Source organism: uncultured Sphingomonas sp., assembly GCF_964235535.1.
GTDB lineage: Bacteria > Pseudomonadota > Alphaproteobacteria > Sphingomonadales > Sphingomonadaceae > Sphingomonas.
In genome coordinates this window covers 17,387-37,552 of record NZ_CAXSBH010000022.1, presented here as the reverse complement: position 1 = coordinate 37,552, position 20,166 = coordinate 17,387, and the positions used below count along the sequence as shown (strand labels likewise).

At 67.3% G+C, this 20,166-nt stretch carries 21 protein-coding genes; 19 read left to right on the top strand and 2 right to left on the bottom strand.

Annotated features, from left to right (window positions below):
• Positions 1 to 172: 172 nt before the first annotated feature.
• Positions 173 to 1,333, bottom strand: a complete 1,161-nt coding sequence (locus ACFE7F_RS08760; protein ID WP_375403471.1) for a lactate 2-monooxygenase — start codon at positions 1,331 to 1,333, stop codon at positions 173 to 175.
• A 90-nt stretch (positions 1,334 to 1,423) separates the two neighbouring features.
• On the opposite strand from ACFE7F_RS08760, the gene ACFE7F_RS08755 reads away from it, so the two are divergent.
• From ACFE7F_RS08755 to ACFE7F_RS08710, 10 genes are all read left to right on the top strand, one after another.
• On the top strand, positions 1,424 to 2,122 hold the full coding sequence (locus ACFE7F_RS08755) for an ABC transporter ATP-binding protein (RefSeq protein ID WP_375403470.1): 699 nt from the start codon (positions 1,424 to 1,426) through the stop codon (positions 2,120 to 2,122).
• A complete protein-coding gene (locus ACFE7F_RS08750; protein WP_375403469.1) occupies positions 2,115 to 4,637 on the top strand; it encodes an FtsX-like permease family protein in 2,523 nt (840 codons plus the stop codon). The genes ACFE7F_RS08755 and ACFE7F_RS08750 overlap by 8 nt, the downstream gene beginning before the upstream one ends.
• Complete coding sequence (locus ACFE7F_RS08745; RefSeq protein WP_375403468.1) at positions 4,637 to 5,698, top strand: lipocalin-like domain-containing protein; 1,062 nt, start codon at positions 4,637 to 4,639, stop codon at positions 5,696 to 5,698. The genes ACFE7F_RS08750 and ACFE7F_RS08745 overlap by 1 nt, the downstream gene beginning before the upstream one ends.
• 176 nt (positions 5,699 to 5,874) lie before the next feature.
• Positions 5,875 to 6,939: a GDP-mannose 4,6-dehydratase gene (gene gmd / locus ACFE7F_RS08740; protein WP_375403467.1), complete on the top strand. Its 1,065-nt coding sequence runs from the start codon at positions 5,875 to 5,877 to the stop codon at positions 6,937 to 6,939.
• Positions 6,940 to 6,997: 58 nt separating this feature from the next.
• Entirely contained in the window at positions 6,998 to 7,960 is a 963-nt protein-coding gene (locus ACFE7F_RS08735) for a hypothetical protein (RefSeq protein WP_375403466.1), read from the top strand.
• A gap of 40 nt (positions 7,961 to 8,000) precedes the next feature.
• Positions 8,001 to 8,960, top strand: coding sequence for a GDP-L-fucose synthase family protein (locus tag ACFE7F_RS08730; RefSeq protein ID WP_375403465.1), 960 nt, complete (start codon positions 8,001 to 8,003; stop codon positions 8,958 to 8,960).
• A gap of 146 nt (positions 8,961 to 9,106) precedes the next feature.
• The gene (locus ACFE7F_RS08725; RefSeq protein ID WP_375403464.1) at positions 9,107 to 9,913 is read left to right on the top strand and encodes a hypothetical protein; all 807 of its coding nucleotides are present in this window, start codon (positions 9,107 to 9,109) and stop codon (positions 9,911 to 9,913) included.
• A gap of 1,119 nt (positions 9,914 to 11,032) precedes the next feature.
• Entirely contained in the window at positions 11,033 to 11,179 is a 147-nt protein-coding gene (locus ACFE7F_RS08720; RefSeq protein ID WP_375403463.1) for a hypothetical protein, read from the top strand.
• Complete coding sequence (locus ACFE7F_RS08715; RefSeq protein WP_375403462.1) at positions 11,172 to 11,576, top strand: HNH endonuclease signature motif containing protein; 405 nt, start codon at positions 11,172 to 11,174, stop codon at positions 11,574 to 11,576. Before ACFE7F_RS08720 ends, ACFE7F_RS08715 begins: the two co-directional genes overlap by 8 nt.
• A 100-nt stretch (positions 11,577 to 11,676) precedes the next feature.
• A complete protein-coding gene (locus tag ACFE7F_RS08710) occupies positions 11,677 to 13,149 on the top strand; it encodes a terminase large subunit (RefSeq protein ID WP_375403461.1) in 1,473 nt (490 codons plus the stop codon).
• On the opposite strand, the gene ACFE7F_RS08705 is transcribed toward ACFE7F_RS08710, so the two are convergent.
• Complete coding sequence (locus ACFE7F_RS08705) at positions 13,146 to 13,382, bottom strand: hypothetical protein (protein WP_375403460.1); 237 nt, start codon at positions 13,380 to 13,382, stop codon at positions 13,146 to 13,148. The genes ACFE7F_RS08710 and ACFE7F_RS08705 overlap by 4 nt on opposite strands.
• 328 nt (positions 13,383 to 13,710) lie before the next feature.
• Between ACFE7F_RS08705 and ACFE7F_RS08700 the strand changes: the two genes are divergently transcribed.
• From ACFE7F_RS08700 to ACFE7F_RS08660, 9 genes are all read left to right on the top strand, one after another.
• Positions 13,711 to 14,100 (top strand): hypothetical protein, encoded by a 390-nt coding sequence (locus tag ACFE7F_RS08700; RefSeq protein WP_375403459.1) that lies wholly within the window; start codon positions 13,711 to 13,713, stop codon positions 14,098 to 14,100.
• Positions 14,097 to 14,339, top strand: a complete 243-nt coding sequence (locus ACFE7F_RS08695) for a hypothetical protein (RefSeq protein WP_375403458.1) — start codon at positions 14,097 to 14,099, stop codon at positions 14,337 to 14,339. Before ACFE7F_RS08700 ends, ACFE7F_RS08695 begins: the two co-directional genes overlap by 4 nt.
• Positions 14,340 to 14,535: 196 nt before the next feature.
• Complete coding sequence (locus ACFE7F_RS08690) at positions 14,536 to 14,925, top strand: hypothetical protein (RefSeq protein WP_375403457.1); 390 nt, start codon at positions 14,536 to 14,538, stop codon at positions 14,923 to 14,925.
• A 151-nt stretch (positions 14,926 to 15,076) separates the two neighbouring features.
• Positions 15,077 to 16,387 carry a phage major capsid protein gene (locus tag ACFE7F_RS08685; protein ID WP_375403456.1) on the top strand — a complete coding sequence of 437 codons (1,311 nt, stop codon included), beginning with the start codon at positions 15,077 to 15,079 and terminating at the stop codon, positions 16,385 to 16,387.
• A complete protein-coding gene (locus tag ACFE7F_RS08680; protein WP_375403473.1) occupies positions 16,387 to 16,899 on the top strand; it encodes an HK97 family phage prohead protease in 513 nt (170 codons plus the stop codon). The genes ACFE7F_RS08685 and ACFE7F_RS08680 overlap by 1 nt, the downstream gene beginning before the upstream one ends.
• Entirely contained in the window at positions 16,896 to 18,050 is a 1,155-nt protein-coding gene (locus tag ACFE7F_RS08675; protein ID WP_375403455.1) for a phage portal protein, read from the top strand. The genes ACFE7F_RS08680 and ACFE7F_RS08675 overlap by 4 nt, the downstream gene beginning before the upstream one ends.
• Positions 18,043 to 18,891 carry a hypothetical protein gene (locus tag ACFE7F_RS08670; protein WP_375403454.1) on the top strand — a complete coding sequence of 283 codons (849 nt, stop codon included), beginning with the start codon at positions 18,043 to 18,045 and terminating at the stop codon, positions 18,889 to 18,891. Before ACFE7F_RS08675 ends, ACFE7F_RS08670 begins: the two co-directional genes overlap by 8 nt.
• A gap of 1 nt (position 18,892) precedes the next feature.
• Positions 18,893 to 19,063: a hypothetical protein gene (locus tag ACFE7F_RS08665; RefSeq protein ID WP_375403453.1), complete on the top strand. Its 171-nt coding sequence runs from the start codon at positions 18,893 to 18,895 to the stop codon at positions 19,061 to 19,063.
• The gene (locus tag ACFE7F_RS08660) at positions 19,060 to 20,160 is read left to right on the top strand and encodes a tyrosine-type recombinase/integrase (RefSeq protein WP_375403452.1); all 1,101 of its coding nucleotides are present in this window, start codon (positions 19,060 to 19,062) and stop codon (positions 20,158 to 20,160) included. Before ACFE7F_RS08665 ends, ACFE7F_RS08660 begins: the two co-directional genes overlap by 4 nt.
• Positions 20,161 to 20,166: the final 6 nt, after the last annotated feature.

Genomic DNA, 20,166 nt, shown 5'->3' with positions numbered 1-20,166 from the left:
TCAGCTTGCCCCTGGCGTGCTGGGCCGCAATGCGGGTCACACCGCCGCCTAAGCGGGCCGCGGCGCGCTTGGCCTCGAGCACAGCGATCGTCGACGACACCGGCGTTCCTCCCCCGCGGATGCGGATGCGGACCGTCTATGCCGCGTTTTCCACGTGGCGCAAACCGCGCGCCTAGACCCGCACCGCCCCCGCCGCGCGCACGTCGGCGATCGTCGGATAGCCGTTGACCGCCATCAGCAGGTCCGCCTCCGCCAGCACGCAGCGCAGCACGTGCGCCGCGCCCTCCGCGCCGTCCAGTGCCAGACCGTAGGTATAGGGTCGCCCCACCCCCACCATCCGCGCGCCGAGCGCCACCGCCTTGATCACGTCGGTCCCCGACCGGATACCCGAATCGAACAGCACCGGCGTTTCGCCCGCCGCCGCGACCACGCCCGGCAGCATGTCGATCGCCGCGATCCCGCCATTGGCCTGCCGCCCGCCGTGGTTGGAGCAATAGATCGCGTCCGCCCCGCCATCCACCGCGCGCCGCGCGTCGTCGGGGTGGCAGATGCCTTTCAGCACGATCGGCAGCTTCGTCATGCCCTTGAGCCAGGGCAAATCGTCCCATGTCAGAACTTTCCCGAAGTTTGCGCCCCAAGTCATTATCGCCGAACGCAGATCCTCCTCCGGCGGCTTGGCCAGCATCGACCGGAAGACGGGATCGCTGAAATAGTTCTGCAGGACCGCTCCCCTAAGTTGCGGGAAGTTGGAGACGTTCAGGTCGCGCGGGCGCCAGCCCGTGACCCAGGTGTCGAGCGTCACCACGATCGCCCCGTATCCCGCCGCCTCCGCGCGCGACACCAGGCTCTCCGCCAGCTCCTTGTTGCGCGGTGTATAGAGCTGGAAGAAACCCGGCGTATCGTCTTGTGCCGCCGCGACTTTCTCCAACGGATCGTTCGACAGCGTCGAAGCGCAAAAGGGCACGCCCGTAATCGCCGACGCGCGCGCGGCATGGAGGTCGCCGTGGCCGTCCTGCGTGCAGATGCCGTTGACCCCGACCGGCGCCATGAACAACGGGCTTGGATACCGCCGCCCGAACAGCTCCACCGACAGATCGCGCGTCGTCGCGTCGACCATCATCCGCGGCACCATGCCCCAATGGCCGAACGCGGCGGCGTTCCTGTCCTGCGTCGCCTCATCCCCGCATCCGCCTTGGACGTAGGTGAGCACCTGCGGCGGCATGGCGGCCTGCGCGCGCCGCTCGAGCGTGGCGAAATCGACGGGCAGCTTGGGGATCACCCCCTGCAAACCAGCCCCGTAGATCTGGTTCTGATAATCGCCGTAATGCGCCATGACACCTCTCCCGTAAGCGGAGCATGGAGCGCGCGGGAACGTTCGGCTAGCCCGAAGCTTCACTCCTCGACTCTCGGCACTGGAATTAGCTTGCCGCCACCCGCTGCCCCGCTTCTCGACGCCCCGCTTCTCGACGTCCGCTCGCTCGCTAAGTCGGTGCCTCCCGCCCGCCAGCTCTTCCGCGACCTCGACCTTCGGGTCGCGGGCGGACAGGTGGTCGCGATCCTGGGCGAGTCCGGCGTCGGCAAATCGACGCTCCTCAACATCCTCGCCGGCCTCGACGATTCCGACACGGGCGAGGTGCGGATCGAGGGACAAGCGCTCGGGCCCTTGGACGAAGCCGCGCGCACCCGCCTGCGCCGGGAGCGGGTCGGCTTCGTATTCCAGGCCTTCCACATCCTGCCCTATCTGACGCTGCGCCAGAACGTCGCGCTCCCGCTCGCGCTCGTCTCCCCCGACGCGCGCGCCGCCGCTACGCGCGCGGACGAGATGCTCCATGCGGTCGGACTCAGCGACCGGGGCGACGGCTATGCGCGCGATCTGTCGGGCGGGGAGCTGCAACGCGTCGCCATCGCCCGGGCGCTCGTCCACCGCCCCGCGCTGATCCTGGCCGACGAGCCGACGGGCAATCTCGACCCCGACACCGCCGCGCGCGTGCTCGCGCTTTTCGCCGACGCCGTGCGCGCGGGCGGCGCGGCCGCGCTCCTCGTCACCCACTCGGCAGCCACCGCCGCCGTCGCCGACCGCGTGCTGACGCTGACCGCGCACGGCCTGGTGCCGAGTGGCTGAACCCGGCCTGCTGTCCGCCCGCCTCGCGCTCGGCTGGCTGATCGGGGGCGAGTGGCGCTGGCACCCCGTCCGCTTCCTCCTCACCGCCGTCGCGATCGCGGTCGGCGTCGCGCTCGGCTTCGCGGTGCATCTCGTCAACGGCTCCGCGCTCGCGACCTTCGACACCGCGATCCGGGGCGTGAACGGTTCGGCCGAGCTCGCGGTGCGCGCCGCCAGCCCACTCGGCTTCGACGAAGCGCTTTATCCCCGCGTCGCGACCGCGCCCGGCGTTGCCGATGCCAGCCCGGTTGTCCGCCTCTCCGCCCGTGCGAACGGGAAGACGTTCACCCTGCTCGGCCTGGACGTGATCCGCACCGCCGCCGTCACCCCCAGCCTGATAGGCCTGCGCGCGAGCGGCCCAGAGGCGCGCGGCGACGAGGCGTTCGACGACTCGGCTTTGTTCCTGTCGCGCGATGCGCTGACCCGGCTGGGCACGCGGGTCGGCGCGCGCCTGTCCGTCACCGCGGGCGGCCGCACCGTCCCGCTCACCGTCGCCGGGCTGATCGCGGGCGTCGGCGACGGCCAGCCGATCGGCGTACTCGACATCGCCGCCGCCCAGTGGCGCTTCGACCGGCTGGGCAAGCTCGACCGCGTCGACCTGAAGCTCGCCGACCGCGCCGTCGCCGAACCCGCGCTCGCCCGCCTGCTCCCCGCGACCGCCGTGATCGGCGGCGCGGAGGCGGAGTCGGCGCAGGCCGAGACGTTATCGCGCGCCTACCGAGTCAATTTGGACATGCTCGCGCTGGTCGCATTGCTGACCGGCGGCTTCCTCGTCTTCTCCGCCCAGTCGCTCTCCGTCGCCAGGCGTCTGCGCGCGTTCGCGCTCATCCGCACGCTGGGTCTGCCCCGGCGCGGGATCGTCGCGGCGGTCGCGGTCGAGGGTGTGGTGATCGGGCTGATCGGCGCGAGCCTCGGCCTGCTCGCGGGGTACGGCCTCGCCGTGCTCGCGCTGCGATTGTTCGGCGGCGATCTGGGGGCGGGCTACTTCGCCGGGGGAGCGTCGCGCCTCGCCTTCCAGCCCGTGGCCGCGCTCGCCTTCTTCTCCCTCGGCCTGGCAGCGGCCGTGCTCGGGAGTGTCCTCCCCGCCCGCGCCGCGGCCAAGGCCGCCCCCGCCGCCGCGCTCAAGAACGCGGGCGACCTGATCGACCCGCGTGCGCCGGTGCCTTGGCGACCCGCGCTGATCCTCCTCGCGCTCGGCGGAGCCGCCGCGTTCCTACCCGCGGTCGCCGGGCTGCCGCTGTTCGGCTTCGCGAGCATGGCACTGCTGCTGGCAGGCGGCGTCGCGGGCGTGCCCTGGCTCGCGCGCCGCCTCCTGACCGGCTGGGCGAAACGTCCGACCCGGTCCGTCCCGACGCTCCTCGCCGTCCGCCACATCCACGGCGCGCCGGGCGAGGCCGCGACCGCGCTGTGCGGCATCGTCGCCTCCACCGCTCTGATGATCGCCATGGCGACCATGGTCGGCAGCTTTCGCGGCGCGGTCGACGAGTGGCTGGGCCAGCTCCTCTCCGCCGACCTATACTTGCGCACGGAGGGCGGCTCGGGCTTCGACCTCGCGGCCCAAGCCCGCCTGCGCGCCGTGCCGGGCGTCGCCTCGCTCGCCTTCAGCCGCCAGCTGCCGCTGACGCTCGCGCCCGACCGGCCGCCGGTCATGCTCGTCACGCGGCGCGTCAACGAGGACCCCGGGTCGCTCCTCCCGCTGATCGAGGAGACCGCGGTTCCGCCCGGCGCGACCCCCATCTGGGTGTCGGAACCCGCGCAGCGCCTGTATGGCTGGGAGCCGGGGGAGGCGATCGCGCTGCCCATCGCGGGCGGCCGCCGCTTCATCGTCGCGGGCGTATGGCGCGACTATGCCCGCCAGGCCGGCGCGGTCGCGATCCGCGACTCGGACTATATCCGCCTGACCGGCGACACGACCCGCGACGAGGCGGCGGCGACGCTCACGCCCGGCGCGGACGGCGCGGCGGTCGGCCGCGCGCTCGTCGCCGCGCTGCCCCCGGATAGGCGCGCCGCGACGCAGGTCGCCGCGCCCGCCACGCTCCGCCGCTTCGCGCTCCAGCTGTTCGATCGGAGCTTCGCCGTGACCTACATCCTCGAAGGCGTCGCGATCCTGGTCGGCCTCGCGGGCGTCGCCGCAACCGTGTCCGCGCAGACGATGGCGCGCACGCGCGAGTTCGGGATGCTGCGGCATCTGGGCGTCGCCAAGCGCCAGATCACCGCCATGCTCGCGACCGAGGGCGCGCTGCTTGGGCTGATCGGCGGACTGGCGGGGGTGCTGCTCGGCGGCGTGCTCGGCCAGGTACTGATCCACGTCATCAACCCGCAATCCTTCAATTTCACCATGGAAACGCGCATCCCCGTCGGCACCGTTCTCGGCGTCGTGGTCGCGCTGATCGCGGCGGGGGCGGGCACCGCCGTCCTTGCGGGCCGCCGCGCCACCGCGACCGACGCGGTGCTCGCCGTGAGGGAGGATTGGTGATGCGACGTATCTTCGCGCTACCCGCCCTGATCGCGAGCGCCGCGCTCGCCGCGCCCGCACCTTACCCCGAAGTCCAGCCCAGCATTACGCTCCGCTTCCCCGCCGACCACGGCGCGCATCCCGCCTTCCGCACCGAATGGTGGTACGTCACCGGCTGGCTCTGCACGGCGGACGGGCGCGATCTCGGTTTCCAGGTCACCTTCTTCCGGACCCGCCCGCAGATCGACGTCGCCAACCCCAGCCGCTTCGCCGCCGGCCAGATCCTGTTCGCCCACGCCGCGTTGTCCGATCCCCAGGTCGGCCGCATCCTTCACGGCGAGCGAGCCGCCCGCGCGGGCTTCGGGCTGGCGGGCGCGAAGGTGGGCGACGCGGACGTGGCGATTCGCGACTGGCGGTTGCGCCGCCTGCCCGACGGCCGGTTCGCCACCCGCATCGCCGCGCCGGGCTTCGCGCTCGACCTCGCCTTTCGCCCCACCCAACCCCCGCTCGCGCAAGGGTCGAACGGCTACAGCCGCAAGGGCCCCCGCCCCGACCAGGCGAGCTACTATTATTCGGTGCCGCACATGCGCACGACCGGCACCGTCACGCGCGGCCGCACCGCGACGCGCGTCGTCGGCGAGGCCTGGCTGGACCGCGAATGGTCGTCCGACTATCTCGCCCCGGCGGCGGAGGGCTGGGACTGGACCGGCCTCAATCTCGACGACGGCGCGGCGCTGATGGCGTTTCGCATCCGGCGCAGGGGCGGCGGAACGGTGTGGGCGGGCGGCACTTACCGCTATCCGCACGGCCGCCGCGTCGTGTTCGCCCCCAGCGACGTCCGCTTCCGTCCGCTCGCGACCTGGCGCTCCGCCCGCACCGGCGCGACCTACCCCGTCGCGCAGGAGCTGACCGTCCGCCTCCCCGGCGGCATCCGCCGCTTCCCCCTCCGCCCGCTCTTCCCCGCGCAGGAACTCGACGCGCGCGCCAGCGGCCTGCCCGTCTATTGGGAAGGCGCGGTCCGCACGACCGGCGGCCGCGGCTATCTCGAACTGACCGGCTACGCCGCGCCCCTGGTGATGTAGCGAAGCGGCGCGACTCCCAACCCATGCTGGACGGTCTCGAACGACTCGCGTAGTCACCTCGCCCAAGGGGATGGGTCCGCCGATCCGGCCGACCGATCAAAAACGGCGAGTTGGACTAGATTACAGCCCGTAAGGCCGACAACGACGTCGCGCGACGGTTCTAAGGGGGAAAGCGCGTGAACGAGAAAGTCGCGTTGATTACGGGCGTTACCGGCCAGGACGGCGCATATCTCGCGCGACTGCTTCTGGAAAAAGGCTACCGCGTCCACGGCCTGAAGCGGCGTTCCTCGTCCTTCAACACCGGCCGCATCGAGGACATCTACGAGGATCCGCACGTCGCCGACCCGCGCCTGTCGCTGCATTACGGCGATATGACCGACTCGACCAATCTGATTCGGCTGGTCCAAGAGACGCGGCCGACCGAGATCTACAACCTGGCGGCGCAAAGCCATGTACAGGTCAGCTTCGAAACGCCGGAATACACCGCCAACGCCGACGGCATCGGCGTGCTTCGCCTCCTGGAGGCCATCCGCATCCTCGGGCTGGAGAAGACCACTCGTTTCTATCAGGCGTCGACCTCCGAACTTTACGGGTTGGTGCAGCAGGTGCCGCAAAGCGAGACCACGCCCTTCTATCCGCGCAGTCCGTATGCGGCGGCCAAGCTCTACGCCTATTGGATCGTCGTGAACTACCGCGAAGCGTACGGCATTCACGCGTCGAACGGCATCCTGTTCAACCACGAGTCCCCCTTGCGCGGCGAGACGTTCGTGACGCGCAAGATCACCCGCGCGGTCGCGGCGATCGCGCTGGGCCGCCAGGAAAAGTTGTTCCTCGGCAACCTCGACGCCAAGCGCGACTGGGGTCATGCCCGCGAATACGCGCTCGGCATGTGGATGATGCTGCAACAGGACGAGCCGGACGATTACGTGCTGGCGACCGGCGTGACGACGCCGGTGCGCACGTTCGTCGAATGGGCATTCGCCGATGCCGACATCACGCTGGAGTGGCGGGGCGAGGGCGTGCAAGAGCAGGGCTTTTGCGCCGACACCGGTCGATGCCTGGTGGAAATCGACCCGCGTTACTTCCGCCCCACGGAGGTCGATCTCTTGATCGGCGATCCGGGCAAGGCCAATCGGAAGCTGGGCTGGACACACGAGACAAGCCCGCGCGAACTCGCGCGCGAAATGGTGCTGGCCGACATGGCTATCATGGGGACTGCGCCGATCGGCAAAGGGGCCTGATCGCGAACGTAGCGTATTCTCGAGCGGCCCGAAGGACGCGGGGAAAGGATAATACGAAATGTCGGGTGAAACCGTACGCATAGTAAGCCAAGCCGACGAGCTTCCGGAAGGACTCTTCGGACAAGTCATCCTCTACGTCTTCGAAGTGCTTCCCTACCTCCGTCAACGCGGAAGCTTCCCGGATTGGAGCATCAAGAGCCGTTTCTACGGTGGCGACCAGACCATGACCATACCGGGCGTCCTGGACTTGGCGTACCGGCCGGGTCCAGTGACGGACGACGTGCCGCTGTCGCTGCTGCGCGACCGCCATTGCTCACAGCTTGGCAACGATTGGCGTGCCCTGAATGAATTATGGAGCGCGTATTTCCGCGTCCCTGACCGGGTTGAGCGAAAGGCCGACGAACTCGGTTCGACCGAGCGGACGTTGGGCGTCCATTATCGCGGCACCGACAAGCTCGCCGCCGCTTGGGACACTAATCCGGTTGAGCGGTCGGATATGACCGCGATCATAAATGATTTCCTTCATCGCCGGCCCGAAATCGACCGCATCTTCGTCGCGACGGATGACGATGTATTTGCCGGCCACTTGCGTCACCAAGTCGATCGTGAAGTGATCGATCTCGGCCCGGTGGGCTTCCACAAGACCGACGGGGAGCAGTCCGAGGGTCTGGCGAAGGCCGATCGCGCTCTGCTCGATTGTGTGGTCCTGTCGCGATGCCGTGCGGTGCTTAAAACGTCATCGGCGCTATCGGCTTTCACCAAGGTGCTTAAACCTGAGCTCGAGATCTATCGTTGTGCAGCCAGCAAGCTGTTCGCCGACATTCCCTATTTTCCGGTCGCGTTCATCCCGCTTTACCGATCCGACAATCCGGAGATCGCCGCCATCTTATCTCGGCTGATGAGCGACGACTGGACCGAGGCCGTTTCCACTCCGTCGACGTTCCGATCCAAGCCGCGCAACATGAAACGCGAGCTCAAATGGGCGGCGCTGGAGCTGTTGCGGGGAGCGCCGGTGCGCTAGCTGAGCTTCGGCTATTTTTACCCGGAAATGGAGCACGATCATGTACGACCTGACCGGCAAGCGGGTTTGGGTGGCGGGCCACCGCGGCATGGTCGGCTCGGCCATCGTCCGCCGTCTCGGGTCGGAAGACTGCGAAGTTCTGACGGTCGGACGCGACGAGCTCGATCTGCGCGACCAGGACGGGGTCATCGACTGGATGGCCGACCGCCGCCCCGACGCGGTGTTCCTGGCGGCCGCCAAGGTGGGCGGCATCCACGCCAATGTCAGTTTCCCGGTGGACTTCCTGGTCGACAATCTGCTGATCGAAACCGCGATCTTCCGCGGTGCCCACGCCAGCGGCGTGGAGAAGCTGCTGTTCCTGGGGTCCAGTTGCATCTACCCGAAGTTCGCGCCCCAACCGATCACCGAGGGCGCGCTGCTGACCGGCCCGCTGGAGCCCACCAATGAATGGTACGCCGTCGCCAAGATCGCCGGGATCAAGATGGCGCAGGCCTACCGCCGCCAGTACGGCCACGACTTCATCTCGGCGATGCCCACGAACCTGTATGGGCCCGGCGACAATTTCGACCTGAGCGCCTCGCATGTCATGCCCGCGCTGATCCGCAAGGTGGACGCGGCCAAGGCGAGCGGCGGTCCGGTGGAGGTGTGGGGCACGGGCACGCCGCGTCGCGAGTTCCTATATGTCGACGACTGCGCCGACGCGTGCGTCCATCTGCTCAAGCGCTACTCGGATGACGGCCATATTAATATCGGCTCGGGCGAGGACCTTTCCATCCTGGATCTCACCCGGCTGGTGATGGAGGTCGTCGGCTATGACGGGCCGATCGAGCACGATCTGGACAAGCCCGACGGCACGCCGCGCAAGCTGATGGACGTGTCGCGGCTGGCGGACCTGGGATGGCGTTCGAAGACGCCGCTCGGCGAGGGAATCGCGAATAGTTACGCCTGGTTCCAGACACACCGCGACGACTGGGACCGGCGCTCGACACCGGGCCGTTGAACGCCGGTCCGCTTCCCGACAAAAAAGATCGACGCATGCCGTCCCCCAGCTGCACGCTCGTCGTCATCTTCAATCACCCATTCCCCAAGAACATCGAAAAGCTGCGCGCCATCTAAGGTGCGCGGTTCGCCGACATCGTTTTCCTGATGCCGGTGGTCACCGTCGACGATCCGGCGGTGATCACCGTCTACCGCGGCGGCTTCAACTTCCACGGTCACATCGCCGACGCCTTGGGGGCGCTCGAGGCGCGAGGGAGCGAACTGTATCTGTTTTGCCAGGACGATCTATTGCTCCACCCCACGCTGACGCCCGCGAGTTTCTGGGAGGTCACGAATTTCGACCGGCATGACGGCTTCATCCCCGAACCGGAGTCGTTTTCGGGTCCGGGCAGGGAAGATTGGCCTTGGAACGACCGTATCCTGACCCGCCTTCTGGAGCCGACATCGATGCTCCACGGCGGCGGCGTGGAAGACTTCACCCGTCATCTGCCTCCTGTCGACGAAGCACGCCGGCTCTTCGGCCGCTACGGGATCGAGTCGGAAAAGTCGCCGAAGCCCTGGCGGCCGGTCGGCGATGGAGGCCTGCTGGGCCAACTCGCGCGGCGGAAGCCGACGACTCCGGCGTTGCCCTACCCGCTCGCCGTCGCCTTTTCGGACTTCTTCGCGTTGCGCCGCGACGCGCTGCGTCCGGTCGGCCGGTATCTAGGTCTGTTCGCCGCGATGGACCTGTTCGTCGAGGTCTCGGTCGCCACGTCGATGATCCTGGGCTGCAGGCAGTTGGCCGTACTGAAGGACAAGCCTTGGCGGGTGCATGTCGACTGGACCGACCGCGCGGAACTAGCGCGACGCGCTCCGACCGACTTGGCCACGCTGTACCAAGCGTTCGACGACGCGCTGCTGTACACGCATCCGGTCAAGCTCTCGACGATTGAGGTAACGGCCGCCTCGGGCTAACCCGCCATCTCACGCCGCTGGCTGTCTAAGATGGTGCACCCGACAGGGGTGCAAGAAACAAGCGATTACAGTAACAACCGAGGGCTAACAGGGTCGGTTCCGCGCACGGAGTTCCGCCGCGTTCCGCACCCGATGGCTAACCGTTCCGGCGACCCTCCCGACCCCGAAAGCGAAGCGCCCGACCTGGCGGCAACCGGGTCGAGCGCAAGCATTGCCTACCGGGCGGGCGGGCTAGAGGAACTTACTCGTGGCCGGGGGTAAGGGCAAGAAGGTAAGGGCTGATTGCCGGGCTGACACACGCGGCGGGTCCTGGGCAGGCATCCCCAAGGTGCTGGTTGATAGCGCCGCTTACCGCGACCTTTCGCTTCACGCCCGCGCCGTGCTGGTCGAGCTTACCGCTCGCATGAACGGGTACAACAATGGGCAAATTGCCGTGTCGCAGCGCGAGCTGGTCGAGGCGCTAGGCTGTTCGCCTAATCGGATCGTCGCCGCGATCACCGACCTCATGGAGCACGGCATGCTTGACGTGACGGTCGAGGGCGAATGGAAAACCCGTCAAGCTCGCCAGTATCGCCTGACGTTCGTGTCGACGAAAGTCGCGGCGGCGGGAAACGACTATCTCCGTTGGAACCCCCAAGCGGGGAAATCTAGCGCTACCGGTGTCGTAGCAGCGGACCCCCAATCTGCTACCGGTGCGATAGCAGGCGTGAACCGAACTGCTACCGGTGCGATAGCAAGGCTAGTCGATCACAGACGCAAATCCGCCAAATCCCAAAACTCATCTGCTACCGGTGCGGTATCGCTTATAGTTAAGCCATATCCCCTGGTGCCCGAAGGGAAGCACAAAGGGGATAATGGCTCATCTGAGACTCCCCTAACTGGATCGGGCCTCCGATGCGTGATCGAACCTGCTCTTGCGGAGTGCGGTTGCGAACGATGCGGCGGCGTAGTCGAGGGTCCCGGCCGTGGACCTCACGCCAAGCGGTTCTGTTCGGAGACGTGCCGTAAGGCGGCTGAGAAGGCGCGAGCGAATGAGCGACGACGGCATGAAAGCGAGCCTACCCCAATCGGCGCTGTCCTGAGCGGCACCGTGCAACGTCTCATGGCAGAGGCGCGAGCATGAGCCCGGATCCCAAGATAGCCGACCTTGCCCGGCGGGTCGGACGGTTGCGCCCCGACTGGAGCAACCCCGAACGCTACTTCGCCGATCGGCAGGAGATAGAACGGGCGTTGCACCGCATCGCGAGAGAGGTGGGGCGTGGCTGACTACCCGTACAACACGGCCCGCTGGCAGCGGCTGCGCAGGCGGCACCTCGCCATGCACCCGACATGCGAGGCGTGCGAACAAGCGGGGCGGCTCACCATCGCGAACACGGTCGACCACCGTGTTCCGATAAGCGCGGGCGGTCCGCCCTTCCCTGCCCATGACGGCCTCGCGAGCCTTTGTGCGTCATGCCATTCGATCAAGACGGCACGGGGCGTCGAGGCGGGCGCGGTGCGCACGACGCGCAAGGTGCAACCGCGCAAGGGGTGCGACGCGAACGGCAATCCGCTCGACCCCGCTCACCCGTGGCGAGATAAATCGCTCGGAGCTGACGCGACGCGGACCGCCGTCCCCCTTCGCAATCAGTTAGTTTCAAAAGGCAACCGGAATGGGCGCTAGAGGACCCGGCGCGGCTCGCCTGAAAACCGTCGCGGCACGTGCCCCGGCGACGGCTGAACACCCCTGGGACAAGGCTGGGATGCCAGCGGCGGAGCGGATGATGGCCTTCTTGGGCACGCTGCCGATCGTGTCGGGTATCAAGGCCGGCGAGCGCATGGAAGTGCTCGACTTCCAGGAACAGTTCGTTCGCGGCGTCTATGCCGAGACGGATCGCGAACGCATCGTGCGACTAGCGGGGCTGAGCGTAGCGCGCGGCAACGGCAAGTCGGGCCTGCTGGCGGGCTTGTCGCTGGGGCATCTGCTGGGGCCGATGCTAGAGCCCTATGGCGAGTGCTATGCGGCGGCGCTCGATCGGGAACAGGCGAGCGTCCTTTACCGCATGACGTGCGCCTACATCTACGCGGTACCCTGGATGGCGGCGCGGGTGAACATCCGCGATCAGACCAAGGAAATCACTGACCATGAAAGCAACTCGCTGTGGCGGGCGCTCACGTCCGACGCGCGGAAGGCGCACGGCCTAGCGCCGTCGTTCTGGGTGGCGGACGAGGTGGCGCAATGGCGCTCACGCGAGCTGTGGGACAACCTGCGCACCGGCATGGCGAAGCGGGCGCATGCGCTAGGCGTTACCATCTCGACGCAGGCGGCCGACGATCACCATTTTTGGAGCGAGATGCTGGACGCGGAACCGGCGGCGTCGGTGTACGTCCAGCTGCACGCCGCGCCCAAGGATTGCGCGCTCGACGATCGCGACGCCTGGGCAGCTGCGAACCCGGCGCTTGGCGCATTCCTCAACGAAGCCGAGTTCGCTGACGCCGCTGCGATGGCGGCGCGCTCACCGTCATTCGAGCCGGCGTTTCGCCTGCTCAATCTCAATCAGCGGATTGCGGCGGAGGGGCGGTTCCTCAACCCGGCGGACTGGGAAGCGAACGGGGAGCCCTTCGACCCTGCGGAGCTGGAGGGGCAACGCTGTTATGGCGGCCTAGACCTCTCCAGCACGCGCGACCTCACGGCGCTGGCGTTGTGGTTCCCCGATCAGGGCCGGTTGCTCGCCTGGCACTTCGTCCCCGCCGACACGATCGGCGAGCGGGTCGAGCGGGACCGCGTGCCCTACGATCGGTGGGCGGAAGCCGGGTGGATCATTACGACGCCCGGCCGCGCTACCGATCGCGTCGCCATTGCCCGCCAGCTCGCGGACATTCGCGGCCGGTACGACGTGCAGGGTATAGCCTTCGACCGTTGGCGGTTCGAGGACCTGGGCAAGCTGCTATCGGACGAGGGAATTGACCTTCCGCTGGTCGAGTTCGTGCCGGGCTTCAAGAGCTACGCGGCTGCGGTCGACGCGTTCGAGCGCGCGGTGCTGGAGCGGCGGATGGGGCACGGCGGATCCCCCATCCTGAAATGGCAAGCAGGCAACGTCGTGGTCGAGACGGACCCGGCCGGGAACCGCAAACCCGCGAAGAACAAGTCGATCGACCGAATAGACGGGATCGTGTCGGCGATCATGGCTTGCGGGCTGGCGACTACCGACGAAGGGCCAAAGGTGTACCGGGGCGCGGGGCTAAGCTGGGTTTAATCAATCAAAGTGTCAACATTGTAGGTATATGACTTACGTTCATTCGTGATTAGGGCGCGCACGGCAACTTGCCCATCAAGACCAATGCGGTATTCGATTTCTGTCACACGGAAATTCTGTTCGACCGGGCGCGTGATTATCTCACCAATTCTTGGGACAGCGGGCATCTGAAACGTGTCAATCTCATCAGCACTGTCGAATTGTTTGCCCTCGAAAAACGTAACTTCGATCAATTCAGCTTCTCCCGTACGTCATCAAGGGTTGCGCTATATGCGTAAGGCGACCCGCCTAAGATCACGCTGTTTGAGGCCGCGTCAACCAGCATGAAGCCGCCAAAGTCAATCGCGTTAGGATCACGCCGCCGGGATTTTTGAAGGTGCCAGCCTCGCCGCTCCGCGACTCGCCGGAGTCTGTTCTCAAGTATCTTGTCAGTCATTGATCACCTATGCCGAAAGCTATGCTTGACGGCATACCAGAAGCCATGCCAGAGGACAAGCGGCCGAAGCGGGGCATCCTACCTCCCCGGTTCGGCCTAACCGCAACCGTTCCAGGAGAACGATCATGGCTGTTGCCACCCTACCGACGGGCTCGACGCCCGCCAATGCCCCGACGCGCCGCGCGCTCATCGCCGGTGCGCTTGCCCTTTCCGTGCTAGCGACCGCTCCCGCCTTCGCCTCGCTTACCCTGTCCCCGTTCATGGCCGCCCATGCCCGGTACGTCACAGCGCGCGACCGGTTGAACGCCTACAAGCCAACCGGAATTAGTGATCCCGGATACGATCGGATTGAGGGCGCTTACCTTGATGCGCTCCGCACCGTGGACACAACCCCGGCCTCGACCGTGGCCGAGTTCGCACTGGCGTTGGAGATTGCATGGGACGGCGGGGAGCCTTTCGACGATTTGAAGGAAAAGCTGCTTGCCGACGTGCGGCGGCTGGCGGCGCTGTCATGAGCGGCCCGTTGCTTTTTGTGGAGGCGACTCCCGACGTATCCGACCGGCACGGCCACTACGCGATCGACGTTGTGAGCGGGACCGAAACGATGTGCTTCGTATTCACGTCGAAGGCCGCAAACCTGCTGGCGCATCGGATCAACGCGGCGGTCAACGAGCGGTCCGCTCGCGAGCGCGATTCGATTGTAGAGTTCAAACCTCCTGCGTCGCGTCGGAAACGTAACGGCAAGGCGTCCTGACAACCTGCCCCGCTCGCAGGAGTTGTTCCGCAGTTTGGGGAATAATTGCCCGGCGGGGCGCATCGCTGGCTGACAGGAAATTACCTATTGTCCTTTATCCACAGGTAAGATACCAAAGGCAAAATTGCTGGAGGTTAAAGTGGATAAGCGGAAACTCGGAACGAAGGCGGCGTGTCGCGTCGCGAACATTGATCGGATGCGTCTCAGCGACGTCATTGCGAGCAAGGACTATACTGCTGCGCCGCCCACGTCGCCGGGCGTGTCGCGGCTGTTCGATGAACGCGATCTCATCGCGTTAACCCTGTTCACTCAGTTCGACGGCGCGGGCTACCCCGCTCGCTTGGCGGGCCGCATCGCCCAAGAAATTCGCGACGCGCTGACGACCGAGCCCGAAGCCGAGTTCGTGACGCTACGCCACAATGGGCCGGAGCGGTCCTACACGGCACCGGGCGTTCACTTCGATCCGGAGGTTACGAAGCTGTCAGGCCTACCGATCTTGTTCACGCAAATCTTCGATCTTCGGAACACCCGCGCGCTGGTCCGGCTGATGATCGAGGACGAGTTCAACACGAAGCACGACGACTGATGAACACCCTTCGCCTTCCGACCGGGCGTGCCGCCGCGTTTGGCACTGCGAAGCCGGTGCACCGGCAGGTCGGGCTATTCCATCGTCGAGAGACAGACGGGTTCACCGCGCGGGGGGCTCAGGCTCCCCGCCAGCTTGAAGGAACGACCGCATGAACATTCATCACCTACGCACCCGCAAGGCCGAGCTGCGCTCTAGCGCATCGGCGATCCTGAACGCCCCGGCCGGAGCGGACGGGACCCTGACCGACGAACAGCGCACGGCCTATGACGGCCACGTCGCGAACCTCGACCGCATCACTGGCGACCTCGACCGCGCCGAGCGCATGGAGCGCGACGACAAGGAAGCGCGCGGCGTAACGCTGGCGGGCGAGCCGGACAAGGGCACCGTCGAGCACCGCGTCTTCGCGGGCGTCTCGACCCGCGCCGAGCCGACCGGCGACGGCTGGCGAACCCCCGAGGGGGACCGGGTGCCGGTGCTCACCGTCGAACAGCGCATCGGCGACTACGCCCCGGCGGGCGAGGACGCGGCGTCGCAGATCGGCTTATCCGGGTTCATGCGGGCGCTGGTCAACGGCCCGCGTACCGACCTGGAGCGGCGCGCGCTGGCGGAAGGCGCGGTCGCGACCGGCGGGGCCTACCTCCCCACCCCGCTCGCAACCGAGGTGATCGACGCGGCCCGCGTCCGCAACGTCGCGTTTCAGGCGGGCGCACGCACCGTGCCCATGACCGCGAAGACGCTCCGCATGGCGAAGGTTATTTCCGATCCCGTCCCCGGCTGGCGGCCCGAGAACGCGCTTATCCCCGAAAGCGAGCCGGTGTTCGGCGACGTGTCGATGACGGCGCACACGCTGGCGGTCCGGTTCACCGCGTCGCGCGAGTTGCTGGAGGATGCGCCCAACATGGACGCGACGCTGCGGTCCGTTATGGCGGCGGCGTTCGCGCGCGGCCTCGACGAAGCTGTGTTCTACGGCACCGGGGAGAACGAACAGCCGCTGGGCATCGCCAACACGCCCGGCGTCCAGTCCGTGTCGATGGGCACGAACGGCGCGACCCCGACCGGCTACGCCCCATTCCTCGACGCGCTGCTCGCGCTGGAAACGGCGAACGAGGGCACCGTGTCGGCGATCGTGCTCGCACCCCGGACCGGCCGGACGTTCAACGGCCTGGTCGACGGGCAAGGCCAGCCGCTTGGCAAGCCAGCCGTGATCGAGAATATCCCCGTTCTCACCACGACGGGCATTCCGGTCAACACCACGCAGGGAACGGCGAACAACACGTCGGCGGCGTTCCTGGGAGACTTTTCGCAGGTGCTAGTGGGCATCCGCACTCAGTTGCAGATTACCGTCCTGCAGGAGCGGTTCGCGGAGTTCGGCCAGATCGGCTTTGTCGGGTGGCTCCGCGCCGACGTGCAGGTCGCGCGCCCGGCGGCGCTCGCCAAGATCGTGGGCATCAAGCCGTGATGGAGCTTCGCGCCATGGGGGAGGTTCGGGCGCAAGCCCGGACTCTCACGGGCTACGCCCTGACCTATGGCGACGAGGCGCGCATCGCGGGCGGCGTCGAGACCATCGCCCCCGGCGCGGTCGCGGCGGCGCTGGCGGGCGGGGTGGACGTGCTTGCGCTGGTCGATCACGATCCGGGCAAGGTGCTGGGCCGCACCCGGTCCGGCACGCTGCGCTTGAACGACGAAGCGCGCGGCCTCGCATTCGCGATCGACCTCCCCGACACGACGGCGGCGCGCGACGTGCTTGCGCTGGTCGAGCGCGGGGACGCGGGCGGTATGTCGTTCGGGTTCACCGTCCCGCCCGGCGGCGACGAATGGCGGGGCACGCGGCGGACGTTGCGCCGCATCGCTCTACACGAAATCAGCGTCATCACCTCGCACCCGGCCTACAAGGGAACGAGCGTCGAGGCGCGCTCCCGCGCGGCGGCCGAGCTGGACGCCATGCGCCTACGGCTGAGGCTCTACGCATGAAGCTGAGCGACCTCTTTCCCGGCCTGGCGCGGCGATCGGCCGTGAACACCTGGACCCCGGCGCACCCCGTCACCGTCGCGAGCGTCGAGGGCTGGGAAGCCGCGACCCCGGCGGCGGCCGAGAACCTGGCGGTCGTGCTGTCCTGCATCAACGTCATCGCGAGCAACATCGCGAGCTTCCCCGTGCTGGTTTACCGCCGCGACGGCAACGCGCGCGTCGAGGTCCTGGATCACTGGTTCACGCGCGTAATGCGGGAAGGCCCCGGTCCATATCAGACGTGGGGCGCGCTGGTCGAAAGCGCGGTCGCGAGCGTCGAGCTTCACGGCAACGCGCTTGTCGAGATCATCCGCGACGGCGATGCGATCACCGGCTTCCGTTTCCTGCCTTGGGGCTGGGTGACGGTCCAGTTACTCCCCGGCGGTCGCATGGCGTTCGACGTGTACGAGCCCGTCATGCCCGGCGCTGGAGCGGTCAAGCGGCGGTTGCTGGCGGCGGACGTGCTCCATTTGAAGGACCGTTCCGACGACGGCCTGGTCGGGCGCTCGCGCCTATCCCGCGCCCGCGACGTGTTCCTAACCGCCACCTCGCAACAGACGTTCGCGAGGACCTTCCTGGAGCGCGGAGCGCAACCGTCCGGCGTCATCAGCCTCGACGCCCCGCTCACGCCGCAACAGCGCGACCAAATCCGCCTATCGTTCAACGAGGGGCACGTCGGCGCGGGCAAGGCCGGGCGGGCGTTGATCCTCGACGACGGCATGAAGTGGGAGGCCATGCAGGTATCACCCGAGGATGCCGAGCTGCTGGGCTCGCGCCGGTTCGCGGTCGAGGAGATCGCCCGCATCTACGGCGTACCCCCGCCCATGGTCGGCGACCTGTCGCACGGCACGTTCACGAACAGCCGGGAAGCCGCGCGCTGGTTCGGGCAGTTCACCCTGACCCCGCGCGTGCGCCGCCTGGAGGCTGAGCTTAACCGCGCGCTGTTCGGCGCGGGAAGCCCGTTCGAGGTCGAGTTCGATATGTCGAGTTTGCTCCGCTCCGACCCGGAAACGCGGTGGGCGTCGCACAAGATCGCCGTTGAGACGGGCGTGCTCGACACGGACGAAATCCGCCAGATTGAGGGCTGGAACCCGCGGGCGGTGACGGATGGCTAAGGCACTACGCACCGTCGGAAAAGTTGCCGGGATCATATCGACGATCGCAATTGCCGTCGGCCGCCCGGAAATCGCCGCCATCGCCGCCGCCGTTGCCACGCCTGCGGCCCTAGCCGCGCCCATCACCGGGAAGCCTCCTATGTCCGCCGTCAACGTGTTCACCGACAACCGCCGCGCGTACCTCGCGACCGACGGCGCGGCCTTCAATTGCGACACCGGCGCGATTGCCGAGCTGGGGAGCAAGGCTGTGATGATGCCGTCGCTCCACATGGCGTTCGCGGTCACGGGACGGGGCTATCCGGGGCCGATCATCGCCGCGCTTGACCGCCATGTCTCACCCGTTCGCGAGCTGACCCAAGGTGCGATATTGCAGGCGATGCCAGCGGCCGTTCGCGAGGTGCGCTATCGGCTGGCGGTCGACTGGCCGGATGACGAGGCGCGCGGGCATAATCAGGTGCGCGTGTTCATCGCCGCCTACGATCGCATTAGGGCACGCCCACGCGCGTTGTCGATCATATCCGATCCGATCGGCGACGAGCCGCCCGGGGATGCCTACAGGCTTCGCGAAATCGAAGGCTACGTGTCACCGGCTCTTGATCCTGCGACGATCAAGCGCCTGCTACCGCACGGCTACATCACCGATCCGAAAGCCGACGCCCGCCGCATCCTAGAGGAGCAACGGCGCGTCCCGTTCGCGGGCCTGGGCGGGCGCTGCGGCGTGGGCGGAACGTGCGAGTTCTACACCGTCAGTCGGAAGGGTGTGGAGGCCGAACAGATCGTCCGCTTCCCCGAGGTCGTGGGCGAAGTTCCCAACCCGGGTACGCCGGGCCAGCTGATTTAGCATGGCCCGTCGCTCGACCTTCAAACAAGCCGACGCGACCCGTGCATTGCGCGCGGCCGTCGCGGCGGGCTTGAAGCCGAGCGGCTACCGCATCGATCCCAACGGCGCGATCGAAGTCCAGTTCGGGAGGGACGCGGGCACCGTTAACGTCCTCGACGGGATGTTCGGGTGAAGAAGCGTTGGCTCCCCAAGTACGTGTCGGAGTTCAGCGATCGGCACGGCAAGCCTCGTTGGCGCTATCGGCGGAAGGGTTTCGCGCCCTACTGCTTCAAAAACCCGCCCGGCACGGAAGGCTTTCGCCAAGAGCTGCGCGCGTGCGAGGAGGGCATAGCGGCCCCGGCGATCGAGGCGGGCGCGGATCGGATCGTGCCGGGCACATTCGACGACCTGCTATCGCGCTACTATCGCTCCCCCGACTTCCTTAATCCCGGCGACCGGACGCGGGTTGTATATCGTGGCGTGCTGGAGCGATGGCGCGAGCGAACCCGCAACGGCCGGCGCTACGGCGGCGTGCCGATCAAAGACCTACAGCCGCGCCACGTCGAGGCGATGCTGACCGAAGTTCTCCCGCATAAGACTGCGGCGAACATGCTCCGCAAGCGGCTATCCGCGTTGATGAACTTCGCGGTTCGGATCGGGATGACTACGACTAACCCGGTAACGGTGACGCGCCCGTTCAAGGTTGGGGGTGGCGGCTTTCACACTTGGAACGAGGACGAGATAGCGGCCTATGAGGCGCGGCACCTGGTCGGAAGCAAGGCGCGGCTCGCGCTCGACCTTATGCTCTACACGGGGCAGCGTGGCGGCGAGGCCCGTGTCATGGGACCGGGAAACGTCCGCCACCGGCGATTGACAGTGACGCAGGAGAAAACCGGCGCGACCGTCTCCCTGCCCATCCTAGCCCCGCTGGCGGCGTCGATCCTCGCGACCCCATCCGGCGGCATGGTGTTCCTGCTAAGCGAACACGGGAAGCCGTTCAGCCGCAAGGGGTTCGGGAACAAGGTCCGCCAGTGGTGCGACGAAGCCGGATTGCCGAAGTGCTCCGCGCACGGCCTCCGCAAGGCGGCGGCGCGGCGCTTCGCGGAAGCCGGATGCTCTAATCAGGAGATCAAGAGCTGGACCGGACACACTACCGATACCGAGGTCGCGCGGTACACGGCGGCGGCAAGTCAGGAGATGCTTTCCGACGCCGCTGCGGAGAAGTTGATGGCTAACCTCGCTCAACGGTTAGCCAATCGCGACGCCAAGTCACTGATAAAGGAAGCGTAAATGTCT

Bases quoted from the DNA above. Each gene is read 5' to 3' on its own strand.
- ACFE7F_RS08720 (WP_375403463.1), top strand. From the start codon at position 11,033: ATGAGCCCGGATCCCAAGATAGCCGACCTTGCCCGGCGGGTCGGACGG.
- ACFE7F_RS08685 (WP_375403456.1), top strand. From the start codon at position 15,077: ATGAACATTCATCACCTACGCACCCGCAAGGCCGAGCTGCGCTCTAGC.
- ACFE7F_RS08690 (WP_375403457.1), top strand. From the start codon at position 14,536: ATGCGTCTCAGCGACGTCATTGCGAGCAAGGACTATACTGCTGCGCCG.
- ACFE7F_RS08730 (WP_375403465.1), top strand. From the start codon at position 8,001: ATGTACGACCTGACCGGCAAGCGGGTTTGGGTGGCGGGCCACCGCGGC.
- ACFE7F_RS08670 (WP_375403454.1), top strand. From the start codon at position 18,043: ATGGCTAAGGCACTACGCACCGTCGGAAAAGTTGCCGGGATCATATCG.
- ACFE7F_RS08745 (WP_375403468.1), top strand. From the start codon at position 4,637: ATGCGACGTATCTTCGCGCTACCCGCCCTGATCGCGAGCGCCGCGCTC.
- ACFE7F_RS08725 (WP_375403464.1), top strand. From the start codon at position 9,107: ATGCCGGTGGTCACCGTCGACGATCCGGCGGTGATCACCGTCTACCGC.
- ACFE7F_RS08665 (WP_375403453.1), top strand. From the start codon at position 18,893: ATGGCCCGTCGCTCGACCTTCAAACAAGCCGACGCGACCCGTGCATTG.
- ACFE7F_RS08760 (WP_375403471.1), bottom strand. From the start codon at position 1,333: ATGGCGCATTACGGCGATTATCAGAACCAGATCTACGGGGCTGGTTTG.
- ACFE7F_RS08675 (WP_375403455.1), top strand. From the start codon at position 16,896: ATGAAGCTGAGCGACCTCTTTCCCGGCCTGGCGCGGCGATCGGCCGTG.
- ACFE7F_RS08700 (WP_375403459.1), top strand. From the start codon at position 13,711: ATGGCTGTTGCCACCCTACCGACGGGCTCGACGCCCGCCAATGCCCCG.
- ACFE7F_RS08735 (WP_375403466.1), top strand. From the start codon at position 6,998: ATGTCGGGTGAAACCGTACGCATAGTAAGCCAAGCCGACGAGCTTCCG.
- ACFE7F_RS08680 (WP_375403473.1), top strand. From the start codon at position 16,387: ATGGAGCTTCGCGCCATGGGGGAGGTTCGGGCGCAAGCCCGGACTCTC.
- ACFE7F_RS08695 (WP_375403458.1), top strand. From the start codon at position 14,097: ATGAGCGGCCCGTTGCTTTTTGTGGAGGCGACTCCCGACGTATCCGAC.
- ACFE7F_RS08710 (WP_375403461.1), top strand. From the start codon at position 11,677: ATGGCCTTCTTGGGCACGCTGCCGATCGTGTCGGGTATCAAGGCCGGC.